Below are 22,134 nucleotides of genomic sequence, written 5' to 3' on the forward strand. Positions count from 1 at the left end.
CGCGCCTCGTGCGAGGCGCGCGGCGCGATCGTCAGATCTTGCCGATCAGGTCGAGCGACGGGGTCAGCGTTTCCGCACCCGGCGTCCACTTGGCCGGGCACACTTCACCCGGGTGCGCCGCGATGTATTGCGCCGCCTGCACCTTGCGCAGCAGTTCGCCTGCGTCACGGCCGATGCCGTTGTCGTGGATTTCGCACAGCTTGATCTCGCCTTCCGGGTTGATCACGAACGTGCCACGCAGGGCCATTCCTTCCTCCTCGATCAGCACGTCGAAGTTGCGCGACAGCGTGAGCGTCGGGTCGCCGATCATCGGGTACTTGATCTTGCCGATCGTGTCCGACGTGTCGTGCCATGCCTTGTGCGTGAAGTGCGTGTCGGTCGACACGCCGTAGATTTCGACACCCAGCTTCTGGAATTCCGCGTAACGGTCGGCGAGGTCGCCCAGCTCGGTCGGGCAGACGAACGTGAAGTCGGCCGGGTAGAACACGACGACGGACCACTTGCCCTTGAAGTTCTCTTCCGAGACGGGCACGAAATCGCCATTGTGGTAAGCGGTTGCCTTGAACGGCTTGATTTGGGTGTTGATGATCGGCATCTTGCGAGTTCCTTTGCGGTGGTGTTGATGAAGTGTTCCCAGTATCCGGGTTCACCCTGAGCTTGTGAAATTGCTTGTTTCAATCCGGGGCATCGGGAATTTCTATCTGCTTCCGGCCCTTGATTGGGTGGGGTGGGCGGGGAGGTCATCGACGCGCGGGTGCGTGGACGAGCGGCAGCCGGGCGGAAATGCGGCGAGCGGGAATGCGCAGAAAGTCAAAAGCCGCGGTGGATCGACTCCAGGCGGCAGCGATGGGCGTTCGGGGGGGGCGCGTTCACCACTCCGAGCGCAAGTCTTCCTGGGTGACGGCATTGCACCCCTTCCAGAGGCCGAACACATTGTCAGCAAGTGTCCGGTTCCGTAGCGCGATGTAGGCGTCGATCGCGTCCCGGACGACCTCGGCCGAGGATCTGTTCTGGTGCGTGGCGATGCGGGTCAACGCGGCATGCTGGTCATCCGATAGATCGACTGGAATTCTGCTCATCTCAACCTCCGTGACGGGACACGACCATCGTGGCGATCCGGTCGGCCAGGTGCAAGTGCGCGGCACGTCTGATGCAAATGCGGCTTCCCGATTCGGCCGGTTGTCGGAGCGGCGTCTTCGTGCTCCGCTCAAATCCCCGCCATCTTCCTCAACCACGCCGCGAGCCGCCTGGCCCCGTCCGGCATGTCCGCGTCCTCGCGCGTGCACAGGTAGTAATCGCGGCCGTCGTCGAGCACGTGATCGAACAGCTTCACGAGCTCGCCATTCGCCAGCTCGCGCTCGACCAGCGGCGCGCGCAGCAAGGCCGCGCCGAGATCCGCGCGCGCGGCGCTCAGCGTGAGCTGGCCGTCCTCGAACATCGGCCCGACCGCATGCGACACATGCTTCACGCCCGCGCCCTGCAGCCAGTTGACCCACGTGCTGCGATCCTCGTCGTGCACGAGCGGGGCGCGCGCGAGATCGGCCGGCGTGCGAAACGGCCCGTAGCGCTTCAGGAACGACGGGCTGCACATCGGCACCATCGCGCCCGGCAGCAGCCTTTCGCAGCGGTAGCCGGGCCAGTCGCCGGTGCCGAAGCGGATCGACAGGTCCGATGCGTCGCTGCGGTAGTTGCGGTGATGCGCGTACAGCACGGTCACGTCGACGTCCGTGTTATCGGCCAGGAATGCGTGCAGCCGCGGAATGAACCAGCCGATGCCGAGCAGCGGAATCAGGCTGACGGTGATCTGCCGCAGCGACGAACGGTCGCGCACGAAGCGCGTCGCGCTGCGCAGCACCGAGAACGCGGCGCTGATCGAGCGGTAGTAGTCGCGGCCTTCGTCCGTGAGCGCGAGCAGCCGACCCTCGCGCACCGTCAGCGGCGTCTGGATGAACGCTTCGAGCAGTTGCAGCTGATGGCTGACCGCCGACGGCGTGATGTCGAGTTCGCCCGCCGCCGCGGTAACCGACCCGAGACGCGCGAAAGCTTCGAACGCACGCACCGCGCGCAGCGGCGGATCGTGCGGCAATTGTTCGATATTTTTCATGTGTCGAATTTTATCGAAAAGTCAGGGTAAGCGACAACACAAAAATATCCCGTGTTTACAGTGGTCTGCGTTAATGTGTCGGGAACGGTATAAGCATCCAACAATTGGATATTTGGGGTTTGGGTGCTGAATATTTAATATTTTTCATGTTTTTGATCCGAATCACCGATCCCCCACACATGAAAATCGCCTTTCTCCCCGCCAGCCTCGCATTCTCGGCGGCCGCCCTGGTCGCCTCCGTTCCCGCGTTCGCGCAATCCGCGCCGCAGACCGTCCTGATCGGTCTCGCTGCGCCGCTCACCGGCCCGTCCGCGCGGATCGGCAAGGATCTGCAGAACGGCGCGCAACTCGCGATCGACGACGCGAACGCGAAGCATCCGACCATCGGCGGCAAGCCGGTCGTCTATAAGCTCGTCGCGGCCGATGATCAATCCGATCCGCGCACGGCCGTCGCGGTTGCGCAGCAGCTCGTCGACCAGCACGTGATCGGCGTCGTCGGCCACTGGAACACGGGCTGCAGCGTGCCGGCGTCGCGCGTCTACCGCGATGCGGGCATCCCGGAGATCGCGCCGGCATCCACCGGCCATCAATACACGCAGCAGGGCTACGCGACGGCCTTCCGCATCATGGGCCACGACGATGCGGGCGGTAATTTCACCGGCGCGTATGCGGTGAAGACGCTGAAGGCGAAGCGCATCGCGGTGATCGACGATCGCACGTCGTTCGGCTCGGGCCTGGCGGACCAGTTCATCAAGGGCGTGCAGGCGAACGGCGGCACGATCGTCGATCGCCAGTACGTGAACGACAAGACCACCGACTTCAGCGGCGTGCTGACCGCGATCAAGGGCAAGCGCGCGGATCTCGTGTTCTTCGGCGGCCTCGATGCGCAGGCCGCGCCGATCTCGCGCCGGATGCGTCAGCTCGGCGTGAACGCGCCGCTGCTCGGCGCGGGCGGCTTCGTGAGCCAGACCTTCCTGTCGCTGGCCGGCAAGGACGGCGACGGCGTGACCGCGCTCGAACCGGGCCTGCCGCTCGACCGGATGCCGGGCGGCAAGGCGTTCGACACGCAATACCAGGCACGCTTCCGCGCCCCGATCGAACTGCATGCGCCGTTCGCGTACGACGCGGCCGCCACGCTGATCGCGGCCGCGCAGAAGGCCGGTACGACGCAGCCGGCGAAACTGGTCGCGGCGGTGCGCACGATCGACCGGCCCGGCGTGACGGGGCGGATCGCGTTCGACAACGCAGGCAACCTGAAGGATCCGGCCTTCACGATCTATCAGGTGCGCGGCGGCAAGTGGGCCGTCGTCGACGTGCTCGGCGGCTCGCGCACCGCGACCAAGTAAACGACCCATCGCGACACAGCACGACACCGCGATAAGACAACCAAGACGATCCCCATGACCGAAGCCACCCAGACATCCGCCGCCGCACCCGAGGACACGCGCCTCGGGATCCTCGCGCGGCGCCGCATCGAAGCGGAAATCATCAAGCCGATCTACGAGATCATGAAGCGCGAGTTCGGCGCCGAGCGCGCGCAGGCCGTGATCGCGGAAGCCGTGCGCGGCGCGGCAGTGGACGCCGGCCGCACGTTCGCCGCGCAGGAACCGGGTGGCACGAGCGTGAAGTCGTTCATCGCGCTGCAGGTGCTGTGGGAGAAGGACGACGCGCTCGACGTCGAGGTGCGGCGCGCGGACGACGCGCATTACGACTACGACGTGCACCGCTGCAGCTACGCGGAGATGTATCACGCGATGGGGCTCGGCGAGATCGGCCACCTGCTGAGCTGCGCGCGCGACAGCTATTTCATCCAGGGCTATGCGCCGGACATCGCGCTCACGCGGACGAGCACGATCATGCAGGGCGGCAAGCGCTGCGATTTCCGTTACGCGCTGCGGGCCGCGCCGGAGAACGGCGATGCGTGACGACACCACGATTGCCGAAAGCGTGAGCGCGCCGCGCGTCGACGGCGACCGCCTGTGGGCGTCGCTCGACCGGATGGCGCAGATCGGTGCAACGCCGAAGGGCGGCGTCTGCCGCCTCGCGCTGACCGATCTCGATCGCGAGTCGCGCGACCTGTTCGTGCAATGGGCGCAAGACGCCGGCTGCACGGTGCGCGTGGACCGGATGGGCAACGTGTTCGCGCGCCGCGCGGGGCGCAACCCCGACGCCGCGCCCGTCATGACCGGCTCGCACGCCGATTCGCAGCCGACGGGCGGCCGCTACGACGGCATCTACGGCGTGCTCGGCGGGCTCGAGGTCGTGCGCGCGCTGAACGATGCGGGCATCGAGACCGAGCGCCCGATCGACGTCGTGATCTGGACCAACGAGGAAGGCTCGCGCTTCGCGCCGGCGATGGTGTCGGCCGGCGTGTTCTCGGGCGTCTATACGCTCGAATACGGGCTGTCGCGCACCGATGGCGCAGGCAGGACGATCGGCGAGGAACTGGCGCGGATCGGCTACGCGGGCGCCGAGCCCGTCGGCGGCTATCCGGTGCATGCGGCGTACGAGCTGCATATCGAACAGGGCGCGATTCTCGAACGGGCCGGCAAGACGATCGGCGTCGTGACGGCCGGGCAGGGGCAGCGCTGGTACGAGGTGACGCTCACCGGTGTCGACGCGCATGCGGGCACGACGCCGATGGAATTCCGCCGCGATGCGCTCGTTGGCGCCGCACGGATGGTCTCGTTCGTCGAAGTGCTCGGCCGCCGTTACGCGCCGTACGCGCGGGCGACCGTCGGGATGATCGAGGCGCGGCCGAACTCGCGGAATACCGTGCCGGGCGGCTGCTTCTTCACGATCGAATTCCGTCATCCCGATGACGCGGTGCTCGACGAGCTCGACGCGACGCTGCGCGCGGAACTCGCACGGGTGGCCGACGAAACGGGCCTCGGTGCGCAGATCGAGCAGATCTTCACGTATGCGCCGATTCCGTTCGCGCCGCGTTGCATCGATACGGTGCGTGAGGCGGCGCAGGCGCTCGGGTTGTCGCACATGGATATCGTGTCCGGCGCGGGGCATGACGCGTGCTATGTGGCGCGCGTCGCGCCGACGGGGATGATCTTCGTCCCGTGCGTCGATGGGCTGAGCCACAACGAAGCCGAAGCGATTACGCCCGAGTGGGCGGCGGCGGGTGCCGACGTGCTGTTGCGGGCGGTGCTGCGGAGCGCGCAGGAAAGCTGAACCGGAGTGTGACGGTAGTGGTCCGGCGGGAGAATCTGCGCCAGGCTACGCGGGTCAATGCCTGACGATGCGAACGCGTGGGTTGCGTCGTCAGGCGCCCGGCGAATGCCGATCGATGTACCGCCGCATCACATGGAACGCGAGATCGGTGCGCTCCGGAATCGTGATCGTCGCGTCATCGGCTGCGAAGCCGAGTTTTTCATAGAACCGGTGCGCGGATTCGCGTGCCGTACACCACACGAGTGCGGCCCCATGTGCTTCCGCGTGCCGTACGCAGACCTGCACCAGCACACGCCCGAAGCCCATGCCACGGACGGCAGGGTGGACGGCCATCCCGCGAAGCCGCCACGCCGGTCGCGCGGGATCGTCTTCGCGCACCTCCTCGCAGATCGACGCAACCGCGACGATGCCCGACGTATCACGTACGCCGACGTGCAGCGTCGTCGGCGCAAGGTCGCCGGCCAGCGCGCTCGCATCCAGATCGCCATTCAGCAGGATCATCGCGCGGAGCGGGCGCGTCTGCGCGGCATCGATCGGCGCGATGGTGAACAGCGTGTCGCCTGACGTCATCAACGTTCCTCGAGTCATTCGATTCAGCCGCGCGTTACTGAGCGGCCTTGCGCCGCGCCATATAAGCGAGATACGCGACGATCTGGTCGAGTTCGCGGTCGCTCAGCTGGTCGGGCGGAAACGCCGGCATGCTGCGGCCCGGCCAGTCGCGCACCGACGCCGGGTTGCGGATATAGCGGCGCAGCGCGGCGGGCTGGAAGTAGTCGACCGGGTTCATCGGCGTGTTCAGGTCGGGGCCGGCATGGCTGCTGCCCGCGCCGTCGAGGCGGTGGCACGCGAGGCATTGCGTGACGAACAGGTGCTGGCCCGCGCGAGCCGGGTCGTTTGCAGGCAGCGCGGCATCGACGGCGAGCGACGGCCAGCGCGCGAGCGGCGACGATTCGATCGTGACGCGCACGATCTGGTACGGCCACTGCTCGCCGCGCACCGACGACGCGTCAGGCCCGAGCCAGACCAGGTAGAACGGCCCGGCGCTGACCTGTTTGCCGGGCAGCGTCGGCCACGGATGCGCCGGATCCTCGATCGCGAGCCACGGGATGGCGCCCGCCTGCGGGCGGCGGCGCACGAGATCCAGCGGCAGTTGCGCGGCGAAGCCGTCGGCGGCACGGGTTTCGAGCACACCGTCGGCCGGCAGCGTGTCGCCGAGCAGCGCGGCGAACGGCACCGCGCGGAACGTCATCGGCCGGCCGTACGCGATGTCGCGCGGCACGTGGATGTCGGCGGCATCGGGGCGCGCGAGCAGCGTCTGCCGGGTGAGGGCGCGGGCCGTGCCGTCGGTCTCGAGTTCGAGCGCGGACTGGGCCGACGCGCGTTGTCCGATCAGGCAAACCGTCAGCAGCAAAAGCGAAAACCACCGGCGCTTCAGCATTCGTTCTCCGGGAAAGGGCGTTCCGGCAGCGACAGGGGGCGGACGCCGCGGCCGATGGAAGGAATCGGGCGACAGTCTATCCGGTACGCGCGGCGCTGGCGACTGCGGCGCGGGGATGGGGCGGCCAGTCATGATCGGGCCGGCCGGCGGCAGCGCGGCTGGCGGCCGGCCCGCGAGAGGGAGGCGGCATTGCGGGGCGAGGTTTGAGCACGAAGAAGCGGAAGAAGCGGAAGAAGCGGAAGAAGCGGAAGAAGCGGAAGAAGCGGAAGAAGCGGAAGGAGCGGAAGAGGCGGAAGAGGCGGAAGAGGCGGAAGAGGCGGAAGAGGCGGAAGAGGCGGAAGAGGCGGAAGAGGCGGAAGAGGCGGAAGAGGCGGAAGAGGCGGAAGAGGCGGAAGAGGCGGAAGAAGCGGGCCCGCGGCACTCACTGCGAGCCGGCCCGTTACCAAGCCCGCCGTCAATGACTAGAACAAGGCACTTCGCGCTTCGGCAACGGCGTTTCGTGCGCCGGTTCGAAATCGGCTTCGCGCGTGCCCGACGGCGTCAGCGACACGAAATGCATCGCGGTGCCGCTCCCCGGGAAGCCGGCGATACCGGTCAAACCCCACGGAATCGGCGAACGCTGCACGCCGCTCGCTGAAATGTCCGACGGCCCGAGCGCGAGCGTCAGCAGCCGCCCGTCGCGGATCGGTACGTACGCATGCGAGCCGGACACCCCGATACCGGATTCGCGCACCGACGCCGGCAGGCAGTCGAGCGTCGCCGTGCGGCGGCCGTCCGGCGCGATCAGCATCGCGACGCCGCGATCGTCCGCCGTCGTCGTGACGACGATGAAGCGGTCGATCTCCGGCACGTAAGCCGACGAATACACGTAGTACTGGATCGCGTCGTTCAGCGTCCCCAGCTTGTCCAGCTTCGCCGTGACCGGGTCGAACATCGCGTATTCGAGCGTCGCGTCCGTGCTGCCCTCGATGTATTTCTGCCACACGAGCAGCGCGGTGTGCGGCGAGCCCGCGACGACGGGCCACCACTCGCGGCGGTGCGGCACGACCGCGACATGGTTCAGCACGCGCCCGGCCGCGTCGTAGGTTTTCACGTACACGCCGTTGCCGGTGCCGAGGTTGTCGACGCCGCCGCCGTCGATCCAGTCGGCCGAATAGAACACGACGAAGCGGTCGGCCGCCGTGGCGACATGCCCCGAGTGACCGCCCGATTCGACGTCGTTCGGATAGGGCTTGATCGGCTTCAGGTCGCGGCGGTAGACGCCGTAGCGCTGGCTGACTTCCTGCGGCGCGTTCCAGCCGTCCTCGAACGTGACGAAGATGTCGCCGCGCGCGTTCTGCGCGATCGACACGGGCTCCTGCGCCTCGGGGCGGCTGATGAACGTGCGGACGTGCAGCAGGTTCGGCTTGCCGGGCAGCCATTCGCCGACGTACACGTCATGCGGCCAGCTGCCGCCGCGCATCGCGCCGCGCGGCACGACACCCGAGCTGCTGAAGAACACCCAGCGCTTGCCGTTGCCGGCGTCGGCCACGCCGATGCCGTGCATGAAGCTGCGCGGATCGACGGCCGGGCGAGATGAAGGGGCGCCCTGCACGGTGACCGTATGCACGACCGGTGTGGCCGCGAAGGCGGGCGGCATCGCCGTGACGATGCCGCATGCGCCGCACAGCGCGGCCGCGACGCACTGCGCGACCGCCTGTGCCGGGCGCGTTCGCCCCTTCATTCGACGGTCACCGATTTCGCGAGGTTGCGCGGCTTGTCGACGTCGGCGCCGCGCGCGCAGCCGACGTGATAGGCGAGCAGTTGCAGCGGAATCACGTTGACGATCGGCGACAGCACGTCGCCCGATTCGCGCACGCGGATCAGGTGCGTGTCGCGGTCGGCGTCGATCCCGAGCTGGTCGCCGGCCAGCACGTAGAGCCGTCCGCCGCGCGCGCGTACCTCGGCCATGTTGGATTTCAGCTTCTGGAACAGGCGGTCGTCCGGCGCGATCGTGACGACCGGCATCGCGCTCGTGACGAGCGCGAGCGGGCCGTGCTTCAGTTCGCCGGCCGCATAGCCTTCCGCGTGGATGTACGACACCTCCTTGAGCTTCAGCGCGCCTTCCATCGCGATCGGGAAATGAATGCCGCGCCCGAGGAACAGCGCGTTCTCGGTGCGTGCGAACTTCGTGGCCCAGCCCATGATCTGCGTTTCGAGCGCGAGTGCGTGGCCGATGCGCTCGGGCAGCGCATGCAGCTGCTTCAGGTGCAGCGCGACCTGCTTCGCGTCGAGCCGGCCGCGCAACTGCGCGAGCGTCAGCGTCAGCACGAACAGCGCGACGAGCTGCGTCGTGAACGCCTTGGTCGACGCGACGCCGAGCTCGATGCCGGCCCGCGTCAGGAACCGCAGCGGCGCGTTGCGCGCGATCGTGCTGGTCGCCACGTTGCAGATCGCCATCGACAGTGCCTGGCCCATGTCGCGCGCCTGCTCGATCGCGCCGATCGTGTCGGCCGTCTCGCCCGATTGCGAAATGCCGACGACGAGCGTGCGCGGATCGGGCACCGTCTCGCGGTAGCGGAATTCGCTGGCGATCTCGACCTGGGCGGGCACGCCCGCGATGGCCTCCAGCCAGTACTTCGCGGTCAGCCCCGCGTAGTAGCTGGTGCCGCAGCCGAGCAGCAGCACGTTCCTCACTCGCGACAGCAGCGCGCGCGTGTCGTCGGTCGCGTCGAACAACGCCGGCGAAATCGTGTCGATGCCGTCGAGCGTGCTGGCGATCGCCTTCGGCTGCTCGAAGATCTCCTTCTGCATGAAATGCTGGTACGGGCCGAGCGCGGCGTCGCCTTCGCGCGCCTTTACCTGGCACAGCGGGCGCTGGGCCTCGTGCCCGCCCGAGTCGACCACGGCGATCCGGTCCGGCGTGATCAGCGCGACGTCGCCGTCTTCCAGGTAGACGAAACGGTCGGTCAGGTCGCCGAGCGCCGCGCAGTCCGACGCGAGGTAGTTCTGTTCGGCGCCGATGCCGACCACGAGCGGCGAGCCGGCGCGCGCGGCGACGAGGCGCTGCGGCTCTTTCGCGCTCAGCACCGCGATCGCGTACGCGCCGTGCAGCCGCTTGACGGCGCGCACGACCGCGTCGAACAGATCGTCGCGATAGAGGCTGTGGATCAGGTGCGCGATCACCTCGGTGTCGGTCTGGCCGCGAAACGTATAGCCGCGCTCCCGCAGCTCCACGCGCAGCGTGTCGTGGTTCTCGATGATGCCGTTGTGCACGACCGCGATCGTGTCGCCGGACATGATCGGATGCGCGTTCATTTCGGACGGTGCGCCGTGGGTCGCCCAGCGCGTATGCGCGATGCAGGTCTGCGCTTCGAGACCCAGCGTCAGCACGCGGGCCTGCAGGTCGGTCACGCGCCGCAACGTGCGTTCGCTGCGCAGGCGGCCGTCGTCCTGTACGGCAATGCCGCACGAATCGTAGCCGCGATACTCGAGCCTGCTCAGCGCATTGACCAGTTGCGGGACCTGGTTGTTCAGGCCGCTTGCTCCGACGATTCCGCACATGATTCACCTCGTCCACAAAAGGTTGCCGGGCTGCCGGCAAAGTGCGGCAGCGCGGTATCTGGAGTAGCGCCGCGTCGTACGAATGACGTCCCGTGCGCAACGGCGCGTCTCCGCTGACCTACTCGCGGGGCTGCGGCCCCGCGTGGGCTACCCATTCGATGTCGGAAATCGAGCCGTTCGCGTCGTGCGACGCGACGAGAATGCGCGTCGTGCGCCGCGCGCCGCGCCGGCGGGCGCTTGCCAGCACGGTCGGCGGCACCGAGCGCACCTTCGCGCTGGCCGAGCGCCGCAGCATCTTCGACACGCGCAGCCGGTAGGCCAGCGGATGCACGACGCGCCCGGCGATCAGCCACATGACGATGGTGCCCGCGATGAGCGCGATGCTGGTCGCGTAGAACACCATCTGTTCGATCGGCATCTCGGCCGGATTGAACGGCAGCAGGTAGCGGTACGTGTAGATGCAGATCGATGCCCACACGGCGCCCACCAGCGCCGGCCGCAGGAGCCGGAACCAGATGGTCAGCACGGACCCGATGATGCGGCCGCGCTCGGCGATCAGTTCGCGCGGTGTGCGCAGGGAAAGGTCAATAATCGGTGCGTTCTTCATGTTGAATGCCTCGGTCGGGGCTGACCCATACGGCCCGCTTGCCGCGGCCCCGCAGCACGATGGCTGGCAGGGCGACGACGGTGGTGATCATGCTGATCAGCCAGAAGGCGACGGGATACCAGATGGTGTCCAGGAAATACATCAGGAGTTTTTCGTCGTAACGACGATCGAGCATGCTGCCGATGATCAGTTGCAGGATGCAGGTGGCGACCAGCAGCATGCCGTGCCAGTGCGGCACGACCGATACGTGCCAGTCTTGCGGCAGCGGGTACACGACATTGATGAGCGCGAGCAGCAGGATGAACGTCATCGAGTACGCCCATGCGATGCCGATCAGGTACTCGGCGAACAGCGGCCACATCATCATCTGCGTCGGCCGCGCGAGCGTGCCCGCGTACTTCATCAGCACCTGGATGCCGCCCTTCGACCAGCGCAGCCGCTGCCGGTACAGGCCCTTCACCGTCTCGGGCATCAGGATCCAGCTCAGCGCGTGCGGCTCGTACACGACGCGCCAGTCGCGGCACTGCAGCTTCCAGCTGATGTCGATGTCCTCGGTCAGCATGTCCGAGCTCCAGTAGCCGACGTCGGCGAGCGCGGTCTTGCGGAACATCGTGATCACGCCGGATACCGTGAAGATGCGGCCGTACACCTGCTGCGTGCGCTTGATCAGCCCGACGATCGACGAGAATTCGCCGACCTGCATGCGGCCGAGCAGTGACGTGCGCGTGCGGATGCGCGGGTTGCCGGTCACGGCGCCGACGCCCGGATCGGTCAGGAAATGCTCGAGCATCCAGCCGATCGCGTCATGCGCGAGCAGCGCGTCGCCGTCGATGCAGAGCAGGTATTCCGCGTTCGACACGGCCGCCGCGGTCGTGAGCCCGACCGCCTTGCCTTCGTTGCGCGCGTGATGGATCACGAGCAGCCGCGGGATCTCGACGGCCAGCTCGTTGAGGATCTCGCCGGTGCGATCCTGGCTGCCGTCGTTGACCGCGATGATGTCGTAGTTCGGATACTGCATCCGGTCCAGGTGGCTGATCACGCTGCGCGCGTTCGCGGCTTCGTTGAAGCAGGGCACGACGATCGAGATCTTCGGAATACCGCTCGACGCGATCGTCCGCGTGGACAGCTCGCGGCCTTCCTCGAGCAGGAAGTAGTGCACGACGCCGCCGATCATCCACAGGTACGACATGAAGAACGGGTAGTAGAAGACGAAATCCTGCAGGCGCTGGATGATGCTGTGGGTGGTCATGGCGTCTTCGTCCCCTGCGTATGTTGTTGCATCAGCGCGTTGATCGAGGTCGGGTCGAGGCGGGACTTCAGCGACATCACGTCGCGCATCGCGTCGAGTTCCGGCTGTCCGTTCAGGAAGTTGTCCGGGTAGTAGCCGAAATTCACCGCGCCTTCGCTGCGCAGCCGCCGCATCTGCGCGAGCAGCGTGCTGGCCGGCACCGGCTTCTGGGCGTGCCAGTCGTACGACTGCAGTTCGAACACGGTGCGCTGCAGGCCGCGCTGCTTCGCGTGCACGGCTTTCACGAGCTGGTCCAGCCAGCCGTCGGGATCCTTCGCCTGCTCCATGTACGGCATCGCCATCAGCGCGACGTAGTCGTAGGTCGCGAGGAAATCGTCGTAGTTCTGCGCGTACCACGCTTCCGATTCGGGCTTGAGCACCGGCATCGCGAAGATGTTGCGCGCGGTCAGCACGTCGCCCACGTTCTGATGGGCCAGCACGATCTGCTCCAGCTGCCTGGTCAGGTCGATCAGGTAGCGCGACTTCTGGCGGGTCCAGCGCTTCAGCAGGTCGGGGTTCTCGCGGATCTTGCCGACGTCGGCCGGCAGCCCCCACTGCGAATAGATGCGCAGCGCGTGCCGGCCCGCATCCTCGTAGTCGTCGAGCACCGCGTCGTCGCTGAACAGGATGCCGCTGAACGAGGCGTGCTTGCTGAGATCCTCGTAGACCTGCTGGATCATCAGCCGCGCATCCGGATCGAACGGGCTCAGCCGGAACGTGCGCGTGCCGTTCTCGCGGGCCGGCGCGCTGCCGTAGGCGCTCACGGCCTCGAGCCCGCGCAGCTTGTCGGCCGGCGGCCGGAACGCGAGCACGGGCATCCAGGCATACACCTGCACGTTGGCGCGCGTGTTGAGCTGCCACGCGGCGCGCGAGAACAGGTCGGAGCGCATCGGCAGGTGCCGGTTCGGGAAATACACGGATTCGGCCACGCCCGTGCCTTTCGGGTCCGCATACGCCTGCAGGTAAACCGATTTCGGCTGCATCCGGTAGATGCGTTCGATCAGCTTGCCGAGATTCGCTTCCTGCCGCGCGGGGTCCGGATCGTAGACCTGGTCCAGGTCGACCTGCACGGTGCGCTCAGGCACGTCGACGTCGCCGCGGTTCGATGCCGGCTCGCGCATCGAGCGCTCGAACCCGCCGATGTCGACGTCGTACATCATCAGGATCCGCCGCAACCGATCCAGCGGCACGTCCGGCGTATTCGGGCCGGCATCGAGACTGAACTGGATGTCCATCCCGAGCGATGTCGAGATCTGGCGCACCGGCTGGTTTTCCGCGCCGTATGGCCACACCATCGACCGTGCGACGATGCCCGTGCGTTCGCGGATCTGCCGCACACAAGTCTGCAGGTCGTCGTGCACGCGTGCGTGGAATTCGGCGTCGGTTTCGTAGCGCTTCTGGTCTTGCAGGTAGAGATGCGACGTGGTCGCCGGCAATTCGTTGCCCTGCGGATTCGCGACCGCGCCGTGATGGAGATTGTGGGTGTGGCAACCGAGCTCGACGAACGGCGACTGGCCGAGCTTCTTCACCTCGTCCCACGACAGGAAATAGTCGCGCGGCACCTGAACCTTGTCGCTGATGCGGATCGGCGTATCCGGCGGGGTGTCGATCCACGCGGTGACGAGGCCCATCACCGCCGGATACTTGAAGCGCTCGAGCAGCGGCAGCACTTTCGTGTAGTGGCTGCGAAAGCCGTCGTCGAACGTGAGCAGCACCGAGCGCGGCGGCAGCGGCTTGCCGCCGTGCCGCGACTCCTCGATCTGCTTGACCGTGATGGTGTGGTAGTTGTTGGTCTGCAGCCACGAGAAGATGGCGGTCAGCGTGCCGGTATCGACCGCGAACGCGTCGACCATCGCCGTACCGGAGTTGAACGTCGCCATCAGGTTGTCGCGCACGTCATGCATGCAGATCACGCGAAACGTCTTGCCGTCGGCCGGATCGGACGGCGGAAGCAGGTCGATCATCCTGGCATTGGTCACGCCCGGAAACAGCGAACAGGCGGCAAATGCGCCCATGCATCCGCACATGAAGGTCCGTCTGGATTGCAGCATGGCTCGATCTCCTTGCTAGAACGGCAGGTTGACCGACATGAAGCCGGTTTCGGAGCGTTCGCGCTGGCCGTCGTACGCGTGGCTGCTGACCTCCACGCCGTAACTCAGCGTGATGTCGTGCTTGAAGGTCCATGCGTGCTCGAGGCGCGCGCTCCACAGGGCGCTGGTGCCGAAGCCGCGCTCGTTGTACATGCCGCCGGACACCGACACGCGCTGCTGCAGCCCCATGTCGCCCTTCTTCCACAGCGTCAGCTGGTGCATGACGGTGGCCGCGGCCGCGTAGTCGCGGCCCGGGCTGAAGTAGGGCGCGTTCGTGCGCGTGTTGCTGTCGGTGCCGAGATCCAGCGAGACGTTGACCTGCTGGGTGGCGGTCGTGTACACGCGCTGCGTGGCGGTCGCCGAGATCTCCTGGTGGAAGTTCGAATCGCTGTAGCGGCTCACGCCGTAGCTCAGCTTGACCTCGCGACGGTCGTTCTGGCGATACACCACCGACACGTTCGCCGAGCGGCCCCAGATGTGCGCGGCGTACGCCTTCCACGGCAGCGAGTTGTCGTTGGAATCGAGTCCGCCGCTGACGGTCCAGTAGTCGTTCAGCGCGTACGCGATCGATCCGCGGCCGCCCGTGCGTCCGTCCCCGCCGAGCGAGCGCGTGACTTCGCCCTGCACGGTGAGCGGCCCGTGCCGGTAGTCGCCGCCGATGCCCGTGCGCGTGCGGCTGACGCTGCCGCTGTCGGTTTGCGCATGGCCGTAGAACGTGTGCGCGAAGACCCGCCAGTTGTCGCCGAACGGTTGCGAATAGAGGTAGCTGTCCGACGTGAAGCTGTTGTCGGCGAGGGCGCTGTTGCCGTGCTCGAAGCTCAGGTCGGTCGTGAAGACCGGGCTGCGGTACGCGTTGTAGTCGCGCTTGAAGCCCCGCACGGCGCCGCTGTCGGGGAACGTGTTGTCCAGCGTCTGGTCGACGTACTTCGCGGTCGCGTAGTCGTCTGCCGTGAGCGATGCGCGACCGAGGCCCGCGAGCATCTCGACGCTGTCGGGGTGGTCGGTCAGCGACGCGCGATACATCGCGATCGCCTGGCGCGGATGCGCCTGGCCCGACACAGCGTCGGCGTGCGCGGCGCGAACCTCCGCGTTGAACGGCACCTCTTTCTCGAGCTCTTCGAGTGCGGCGATCCCTTCATCGGGGTGACCCGTGAAGATCAGGTATTGCGCACGCAGCCGGTAGTAGCGCAGATAGTCGCTTTCTCCCGGACCGACGTTGGTCACCTGTTTGGCCGGCGGCAGCGACGCGCCCATGTCGTCGAGCGCCTGCTTTGCGTCCGCCGCGCGTCCCTGGTCGATGTACGACCAGAACAGCCCTTCGCGCAGTTCGATCGGACGCGTGCGCTCGCCGTACTGGAAGCCGCGGGTCGCGCGATCCGTCGGCGACGCGGTCGCCTGCTTCAGCGCGCGCTGGTACACGGCATTCGCCTTGCCCGGTTCGCTCAGGTACAGGTAGGCGTCGCCCACGGCCGCCAGCGCGTCGATCGAGATTTCCGCGTTGGACGGAATCGTCTCGAACGTCGCGACGGCCTGCTTCATGTCGCCGCGCGCCGCAAGGGCGACCGTCCGGTCGCCCGCGAGCGCAGTCCTGACCGGCGTGTACTCGGGCGTGGCCGGCATCCGCTTGTCGAGATCGTCTGCCGCGCGCAGCGCGGTGTCGATCCCGTCGAAGCGGTCGGCACTCGTCATCGAGCGCGACTTGTCGCGGCCGCCGCGCACCTGCTGGCGAATCGACAGTTCTTCCAGTTGCGCGATGTCGACGGCGGAGAACGCATCGGGGCGGGCCTTCGCTTCATCGAGCGCCTTGACCGCGCCGCCGCTCGCCGCGAGGCCGAACACGTCGTTGCGCACGGTCTCGACGTCGGCGGTACGCAGATTCGGTGCCTGGGCATTCGGCGTTTCGACGTCGGGCCCCTGCGATCGCTGGGTCGGCTCGCCGGGCAGCTGGGCGCCGGGCGTCTGCGAGTTCGGCGCCGGGGACGACGGCGGCGGCGCGCCAGGCATCTGGGGAACGGGTGCGGGCGAATTCGGCATCGGGGTGCCGGATACCTGCGCGGTTTGCGTCGGCGCAAGCGGCGGCGTGGCGGGTGCCGCTTGTTCGATCTTCGGCGGGGTATCCGAAGGCGGCGCGAGCGGCGCCGGCGAAGGGGAGGCGGACGTGTCGGACCCCGTCGCGGCGGCGGGCGTCGGCGCTTCGGGCTGGCGGGCGTTCTCGGCCTGCGCAAGCAGCATCGGCGCTGTCGATGTCTGCGCGACCGGTGCCGGCGTATTCGCCGTATCCGGCGAACGCGCACCCGGCACCGCGGCGCTCGATGGCGGTGCTTCCGGTTCCACCACGACCGTGGTCGGCAGGGTCGGCGCCTGCGGGTTCGATGCCTGCGCGATCTGCATCGACGCATCCGAAGCCTGCGCGATCGGCGTCGGCGCATGTGGGGGCGGGGGAACCTCGGCCTGGGCAATCTGGATCGATACGACCGTCGGCTGCGCACCGCGCGGCACCGCATCCGGGGCACCGCGGGTCCCGGCGAATTCGTTGACGCGGCCCGCTTCCGGATCGCCGTCGGCGGAGAAGCAGGGGCCGGACGCGACGAGCAGCAACACCAGCGGCGCATGCAGGAGGAGCCGTCGGCTGGACGGAGCGACGGTGGTGCATTGTTGTTTCCGATTGTTGTCCACGAGGTGTCCTCCTTTTGACACGATCACATCGGTTGCCCGCCTGACGACGCACGTCGTCGCACGTCGCGCGGCCGGGCTGCGAGTGCCCGGCGATGCGGACCCGACTTACAGCCGGTTGCGGATCGCCTGACCGAGCAAGGCGCGCGATTCGCTGTTCTTGGGGTCGATCGCGAGCGCCCGGCTCGCGTTGTGTTCCACACAGTCCCATTCGTCGATCACCGCGCACGAGCGCGCCTTCGCCAGCGCACGCGCGCTTTCCAGCTCCGCGTGCGTGATGCTGGCCGTCTGCATGCGCAGGGTGTCGGTGCCATCCGGCCGGGGCTTGGGTGCGAAGTCCAGGCGCCTGCTCGCGCCGGCCAGCGCTTCGGCACGTTGCGCACGGTGCGCGGCGCCGTGCCGCGTGGCGGCGCGACCGTAGGCCGATGCCGCATGCGTACCGGCCGCGAGCGTCACGGGCGGCGCATGCGCCGACTGCCGCTGTTTCGCGACGGCTTGGGGGGCGGGCTGCCGCGCGGCTTTCGGTTCGACCGCGAGCGAGACGGGCGGCGCGGTGGATACCTCGGGCGCGGCCGAAGCCGACGCGACCTGCGACGGCGGCGCGGGCGGCGAGGCAGGCGTGCGTGTCGAGGCTGCCCCGGGCTCGGCCGAGGTTCCGGACGGTCCCGTTGCGGTTGCGTGCGAGGCAAGGGTCATGATCGCGTTGCGGGTTTTCCCGACGGCGGTGCCGATCGCGCCGGAGAGGTCGTGCGTCACGCTCGCATGGCCGACCGTCGTGTCCCGTTCGGCGTACGCGAAGATGCCGAAGATCGCGGCGAATGCGGCGACGCTGAGCGCCGCGTTCTTTCCGGGACCCCAGGAGGGTTTCGGCGGGTGGGCGGGCGAGCCGTCCTGTCGTTCTGCACGAGTCATTCATGTCTCCTCGATTCGATACGTTCGGGTGTAAGACGTGATTGGGGTGCGCTCAGGTGGCGGTCACCATTTCAACTGCGTGGTCAGCGCACCGGTTTCGACGATCGCGAACTGGGTCGCGCCCTGATAGGTGCCTTCGACCCGGTAGCTCGCATCGGGCACGCTGAACAGGCAACGCGACCCTGCCGCATTGAATTCGACGAGGACGCGGCCATGTCGCCGCAGGCGCACCTGGACGTTGGCGAGCGGCTGCCCTGTCTTGGCCGAAGCAAACGACACGCCCAGGTTGTACGGCCGGCCGTCGGGCGGCAGCGGGGCGGTACCGTCGATCCGCGCATCGCCGCAGATATACGAAATGACGTAGCGATCCGCACCCGGGGCGGATGCAGGGGCGGGTGCGGACGCGGGTGGCTGGGACGCGAGCGTCTGGGCCATCGCATTCATGCTGAGCGTGCAGAGGAAGACGCTCAGGAAAGGGCGAGCATGCTGTCGAAACGAGGAAGACATTGCAACCTCCCGTCCGGAATCAATGGCGAGCATTTATTCCGAGTCAGATTTGCCAGCGTTCTTTTTGAGACACGCTATTGATACACGATGGACTTTGAACCAACAACCGCGTGTGGCCTGAATGGAACGGCTTTAAATATCCTATTTAAATAGGATTGCGACGTATTCGTATGAATCTCTTAGCTATGAAGAAAGTCGATATTGCCGAATATGAATATTGCTATTCGGTAGCGATGATCGAGCACGCATTGAATCACGTCGGACGTATGGCCATTCGTGCCGAAAAATAACGACTGATAAAAGGAATTTTTGCGACTGTGTTCCAGGGGAATTGAAATCGATCCAGATACAAGTCGCGCGATATGAAATGCGAAGGAGGCGTTGTGGGTAGTTTAGATTGTTACAGGTAAATCGAAACTTTTAATTTGTTCTGTAACAGGGTATTGCTGTCATGATAATCAGACGGAAAATACCGGCGTGCTATGTCGGACGTAAAAAGTTCATCGTCGGAATGCAAACGATTGCGATTCGTCTGATATCGATTACGCGTCCGGCGCGGTCATTTTTCAGGCTAAAGCGGGATCGTTGATTGCTACCCGCGAGCGGGGTGCGAAATCGGGCAGCGGCGCGGCGCGAATGGATGCGCACACCGGATTGCCGCCAACCGGACTGGTGTTCGCGTCGTCCGCGGGAGCGACGCGAACGCGACGATCAGCGGCTGCCGCCCGCGCTGCGCCGGGCGATGCGCATCGCCGGTGCGGCCGCGGGTTCGGTCGCGCCGGCTGCATCTTCGACCGCCGTGCGCGGCCGGTTCATGATGTAGGTCCACAGTTGCTCGGCCGCGAGCCCGCGCTTGCGGGCCGACCGGTACAGGCGGATTTCGAGCTCGGTGATCCAGTCGCCGGAACCCGCGCACACGAGCGTGCCTTCCGCGAGTTCCTTCGCGACGCAGCTTTCCGGCAGCCAGCCGATCCCGTGCCCGGCCACGACCATGCCCTTCAACGCCTCGGACATATGCGTCTCGAAGCAGCGGTGCAGCACGTACGGCTCGGTGGCATTCAGCAGCAGCATCTCGACGATGTTGCCGAGAAACGCACCCGACGAATACGCGAGCAGCGGCAGCGGTGCATCGGGGGTGCCCGGCAGCTGGAACACGGGCTTGCCGCGCGCATCGGGTGTCGACACGGGCAGGATCCGTTCGACGCCGAGGCTGACGAACGGGAAGTGGTTCGGGTCGAGCACGATCGGCAACTGCGGATGGTGGTAGCCGAGCAGCAGGTCGCATTCGCCTTCGACGAGCTGCTGCACGCCTTCCGGCACGTTCACCGCGTTGACGCGCGCGGTGACGTGGCCGACCTCGCCGTTGAGCTGCTTGAGCCATTCGGGAAACAGCGTGAAGACGAGCGTATGGGCCACCGCGAAACGCACGACCTGGTCGCTGGCCGCGAACTGGTCGTAGCCGTTCACGAGATTGCGCGCCGCATACATGCTGCGCAGGATGTCCGCGGCGAGGCCGCGGAACATCTGGCCGGCTGGCGTGAGCGTGATCGGGTTGATGCTCCGGTCCACCAGCTTCGCGTCCATCCAGGTTTCGAGTGCCGCTATTCGTCTGCTGAATGCCGATTGCGTGAGGTGCCGGTTACGCGCGGCCCGGGAAAAGCTCTTGGTATCCGCAAGGCTCAGGAAATCTTCCAGCCACTTTGCTTCCATTTCGATCTTCGCTTTTTATAGTCGGGCGCCTGAAAGGCGGCGGCACCGTGTGCTGCACGAACGTTCTAGCGTACCGCGCCTCGCGCCGCTCGACCCGATGTTTTTTTTCGATGGGTGTCAGTCGAAATATGCATGGGCGTTGTCGGCGGGATTACGGCTGCATAGCGTTGAGGTGCCGGACCCGGCTTAACCGGACAGTTCATCGCGTCGAACTGCCGGTGCGGCCGCAGACGGTACTTCCCCAGGGCCGGTTGCGCCGTGCGCGTGCCGGCCCGCCTTCCCATTCTTTCGTTCCGGTGGCCCGATGCCGGGGCGGGCCGTTTTTTGTGCAGTGCAGATTGCACATTCGTGACACGCGGGGGAACTATGTTCGAAAGACGCGGCGCAGCATGAACCGTGCGCGCCGGCGACGCACCGTCGTCGCCCGTCGCGTCGGACGCTGCACCGTGATGGTGCGCAATGCCGCGCGGGCGTGCCCGGCGCGGCGCAAAAACGGGGGGATATCGAGGGGTCGAGCAAGGCACGTTCCTTGCAAAGCATTCATTACGCCGGTCCGGCATGCGCAATGCCGGGGAAAACGATCGATGGAGAAAAGATCGATGAAGCCATTCGATGAAATGCTGCAATCCGGCGACATGGTAAGGGCGCCCTACGCGCGCCTGAAGCAGTGGCTCGACACGCAGAATCCCGCGAGCCTCGCCCAGAAGGCCTACGACGCGGAAGGCGTGTTCCGCAAGACGGGCATCACGTTCGCCGTCTATGGCGACGCGGAGGCCGCCGAGCGGCTGATTCCGTTCGACATCGTCCCGCGCATCATCTCGGGCGCCGAATGGAGCCGGCTGTCGCTCGGCATCGAGCAGCGCGTGATGGCGCTCAACGCGTTCCTCGACGACATCTACCACCGCCAGGAAATCGTCCGCGCGGGCATCGTGCCGAAGCACCTGATCGCGCACAACGAGGCGTTCATCCCGGAAATGATCGATTTCCGGCCGCCCGGAAACGTTTACACGCACATCATCGGCGTGGACATCGTGCGCACCGGCGAGAACGAATTCTACGTGCTGGAAGACAACGCGCGCACGCCGTCCGGCGTGTCGTACATGCTGGAAAACCGCGAGACGATGATGCAGCTCTTCCCGGAGCTGTTCCAGCAGGTGAAGGTGCGCCCGGTCGAGACCTATCCGCAGATGCTGCGCCAGTCGCTCGCGGCCGTGTGCCCGCCGGGCGGCAACGCCGACAACCCGACCGTCGCCGTGCTCACGCCCGGCATCCACAATTCCGCGTACTACGAACATTCGTTCCTCGCCGACCAGATGGGCGTGCATCTCGTCGAGGGCAGCGACTTGCAGGTGATCGACGGCCGCGTCGCGATGCGCACGACCGAAGGCTTCCAGCCGATCGACGTGCTGTACCGCCGCGTCGACGACGCGTTCCTCGATCCGCTCACGTTCCGCCCCGATTCGGTGCTCGGCGTCGCCGGGATCATGGACGTGTACCGCGCGGGCAACATCACGATCGCGAACGCGCCCGGCACCGGCATCGCCGACGACAAGGCGATCTACTCGTACATGCCGGAGATCGTCGAGTTCTACACGGGGCGCAAGGCGCTGCTGGAGAACGTGCCGACCTGGCGCTGCGGCGAAGCCGACAGCCTGAAATACGTGCTCGACCATCTCGACGAACTGGTCGTGAAGGAAGTGCACGGCTCGGGCGGCTACGGGATGCTGGTCGGGCCGTGCGCGTCGAAGGCCGAGCTCGAAGCCTTTGCCGCGAAGCTGCGCGCGCGCCCCGCGAACTACATCGCGCAGCCGACGCTCGCGCTGTCCACGACGCCGATCCTGACCGAAGCCGGCCTCGCGCCGCGCCACGTCGACCTGCGGCCGTTCGTGCTGGTGTCGGACCGGATCCGCATCACGCCGGGCGGGCTGACACGCGTCGCGCTGAAGGAGGGATCGCTCGTCGTCAACTCGAGCCAGGGCGGCGGCACCAAGGACACCTGGGTGCTGGCCGACTGAGCCGGACGCGACCGCGCGCCCCGCGACCGGGGCGCCAACCGAACGAAGACGGAGTGGACACGAG

At 66.8% G+C, this 22,134-nt stretch carries 19 protein-coding genes; 4 read left to right on the forward strand and 15 right to left on the reverse strand.

Annotated elements, in window-relative coordinates; genetic code table 11:
• Positions 1 to 31 precede the first annotated feature (31 nt).
• From ahpC to LGM89_RS09985, 3 genes are all read right to left on the reverse strand, one after another.
• Complete coding sequence (ahpC, locus tag LGM89_RS09975; RefSeq protein WP_006488685.1) at positions 32 to 595, reverse strand: alkyl hydroperoxide reductase subunit C; 564 nt, start codon at positions 593 to 595, stop codon at positions 32 to 34.
• Between the two features lie 274 nt (positions 596 to 869).
• Positions 870 to 1,079 carry a CopG family transcriptional regulator gene (locus LGM89_RS09980; RefSeq protein WP_226272964.1) on the reverse strand — a complete coding sequence of 70 codons (210 nt, stop codon included), beginning with the start codon at positions 1,077 to 1,079 and terminating at the stop codon, positions 870 to 872.
• 128 nt (positions 1,080 to 1,207) lie between these two features.
• A complete protein-coding gene (locus LGM89_RS09985) occupies positions 1,208 to 2,104 on the reverse strand; it encodes a LysR substrate-binding domain-containing protein (protein ID WP_226272965.1) in 897 nt (298 codons plus the stop codon).
• Between the two features lie 179 nt (positions 2,105 to 2,283).
• On the opposite strand from LGM89_RS09985, the gene LGM89_RS09990 reads away from it, so the two are divergent.
• Genes LGM89_RS09990 through LGM89_RS10000 form a run of 3 tightly spaced genes read left to right on the forward strand, consistent with a single transcriptional unit; the run spans position 2,284 to position 5,287 of the window.
• Positions 2,284 to 3,450, forward strand: coding sequence for a branched-chain amino acid ABC transporter substrate-binding protein (locus LGM89_RS09990; RefSeq protein ID WP_226272966.1), 1,167 nt, complete (start codon positions 2,284 to 2,286; stop codon positions 3,448 to 3,450).
• Positions 3,451 to 3,504: 54 nt separating this feature from the next.
• On the forward strand, positions 3,505 to 4,029 hold the full coding sequence (locus LGM89_RS09995) for an L-2-amino-thiazoline-4-carboxylic acid hydrolase (protein ID WP_089497227.1): 525 nt from the start codon (positions 3,505 to 3,507) through the stop codon (positions 4,027 to 4,029).
• The gene (locus tag LGM89_RS10000; protein WP_089497226.1) at positions 4,022 to 5,287 is read left to right on the forward strand and encodes a Zn-dependent hydrolase; all 1,266 of its coding nucleotides are present in this window, start codon (positions 4,022 to 4,024) and stop codon (positions 5,285 to 5,287) included. The genes LGM89_RS09995 and LGM89_RS10000 overlap by 8 nt, the downstream gene beginning before the upstream one ends.
• A 90-nt stretch (positions 5,288 to 5,377) precedes the next feature.
• Here the strand turns inward: LGM89_RS10000 and LGM89_RS10005 are convergent, their stop codons facing one another.
• From LGM89_RS10005 to LGM89_RS10060, 12 genes are all read right to left on the reverse strand, one after another.
• Entirely contained in the window at positions 5,378 to 5,857 is a 480-nt protein-coding gene (locus LGM89_RS10005) for a GNAT family N-acetyltransferase (RefSeq protein ID WP_089497225.1), read from the reverse strand.
• A gap of 34 nt (positions 5,858 to 5,891) precedes the next feature.
• Complete coding sequence (locus LGM89_RS10010; protein WP_226272967.1) at positions 5,892 to 6,725, reverse strand: c-type cytochrome; 834 nt, start codon at positions 6,723 to 6,725, stop codon at positions 5,892 to 5,894.
• Positions 6,726 to 6,801: 76 nt separating this feature from the next.
• Positions 6,802 to 7,146 (reverse strand): hypothetical protein, encoded by a 345-nt coding sequence (locus LGM89_RS10015; RefSeq protein ID WP_226272968.1) that lies wholly within the window; start codon positions 7,144 to 7,146, stop codon positions 6,802 to 6,804.
• Between the two features lie 33 nt (positions 7,147 to 7,179).
• Positions 7,180 to 8,448, reverse strand: a complete 1,269-nt coding sequence (locus tag LGM89_RS10020) for a hypothetical protein (protein WP_226272969.1) — start codon at positions 8,446 to 8,448, stop codon at positions 7,180 to 7,182.
• Positions 8,445 to 10,268: a glutamine--fructose-6-phosphate transaminase (isomerizing) gene (gene glmS / locus LGM89_RS10025; protein WP_226272970.1), complete on the reverse strand. Its 1,824-nt coding sequence runs from the start codon at positions 10,266 to 10,268 to the stop codon at positions 8,445 to 8,447. Before glmS ends, LGM89_RS10020 begins: the two co-directional genes overlap by 4 nt.
• Before the next feature lie 118 nt (positions 10,269 to 10,386).
• Positions 10,387 to 10,875 carry a Biofilm PGA synthesis auxiliary protein PgaD gene (locus tag LGM89_RS10030; protein WP_089497221.1) on the reverse strand — a complete coding sequence of 163 codons (489 nt, stop codon included), beginning with the start codon at positions 10,873 to 10,875 and terminating at the stop codon, positions 10,387 to 10,389.
• Positions 10,853 to 12,124, reverse strand: coding sequence for a poly-beta-1,6-N-acetyl-D-glucosamine synthase (gene pgaC / locus LGM89_RS10035; RefSeq protein ID WP_226272971.1), 1,272 nt, complete (start codon positions 12,122 to 12,124; stop codon positions 10,853 to 10,855). The genes LGM89_RS10030 and pgaC overlap by 23 nt, the downstream gene beginning before the upstream one ends.
• Positions 12,121 to 14,211 (reverse strand): poly-beta-1,6-N-acetyl-D-glucosamine N-deacetylase PgaB, encoded by a 2,091-nt coding sequence (gene pgaB, locus LGM89_RS10040; protein WP_226273021.1) that lies wholly within the window; start codon positions 14,209 to 14,211, stop codon positions 12,121 to 12,123. Before pgaB ends, pgaC begins: the two co-directional genes overlap by 4 nt.
• 18 nt (positions 14,212 to 14,229) lie before the next feature.
• Entirely contained in the window at positions 14,230 to 16,929 is a 2,700-nt protein-coding gene (pgaA, locus tag LGM89_RS10045; protein ID WP_226272972.1) for a poly-beta-1,6 N-acetyl-D-glucosamine export porin PgaA, read from the reverse strand.
• Positions 16,930 to 17,034: 105 nt separating this feature from the next.
• The gene (locus tag LGM89_RS10050; protein WP_226203762.1) at positions 17,035 to 17,838 is read right to left on the reverse strand and encodes a hypothetical protein; all 804 of its coding nucleotides are present in this window, start codon (positions 17,836 to 17,838) and stop codon (positions 17,035 to 17,037) included.
• A 63-nt stretch (positions 17,839 to 17,901) separates the two neighbouring features.
• The gene (locus tag LGM89_RS10055; protein WP_089497217.1) at positions 17,902 to 18,345 is read right to left on the reverse strand and encodes a hypothetical protein; all 444 of its coding nucleotides are present in this window, start codon (positions 18,343 to 18,345) and stop codon (positions 17,902 to 17,904) included.
• Positions 18,346 to 19,056: 711 nt separating this feature from the next.
• Positions 19,057 to 20,055, reverse strand: a complete 999-nt coding sequence (locus LGM89_RS10060) for a LysR substrate-binding domain-containing protein (protein WP_226272973.1) — start codon at positions 20,053 to 20,055, stop codon at positions 19,057 to 19,059.
• A 599-nt stretch (positions 20,056 to 20,654) separates the two neighbouring features.
• Between LGM89_RS10060 and LGM89_RS10065 the strand changes: the two genes are divergently transcribed.
• The gene (locus LGM89_RS10065; protein ID WP_046547558.1) at positions 20,655 to 22,070 is read left to right on the forward strand and encodes a circularly permuted type 2 ATP-grasp protein; all 1,416 of its coding nucleotides are present in this window, start codon (positions 20,655 to 20,657) and stop codon (positions 22,068 to 22,070) included.
• Positions 22,071 to 22,134 lie beyond the last annotated feature (64 nt).

The sequence above is a fragment of the Burkholderia sp. AU31624 genome, from assembly GCF_020420065.1.
Classification (GTDB): domain Bacteria; phylum Pseudomonadota; class Gammaproteobacteria; order Burkholderiales; family Burkholderiaceae; genus Burkholderia.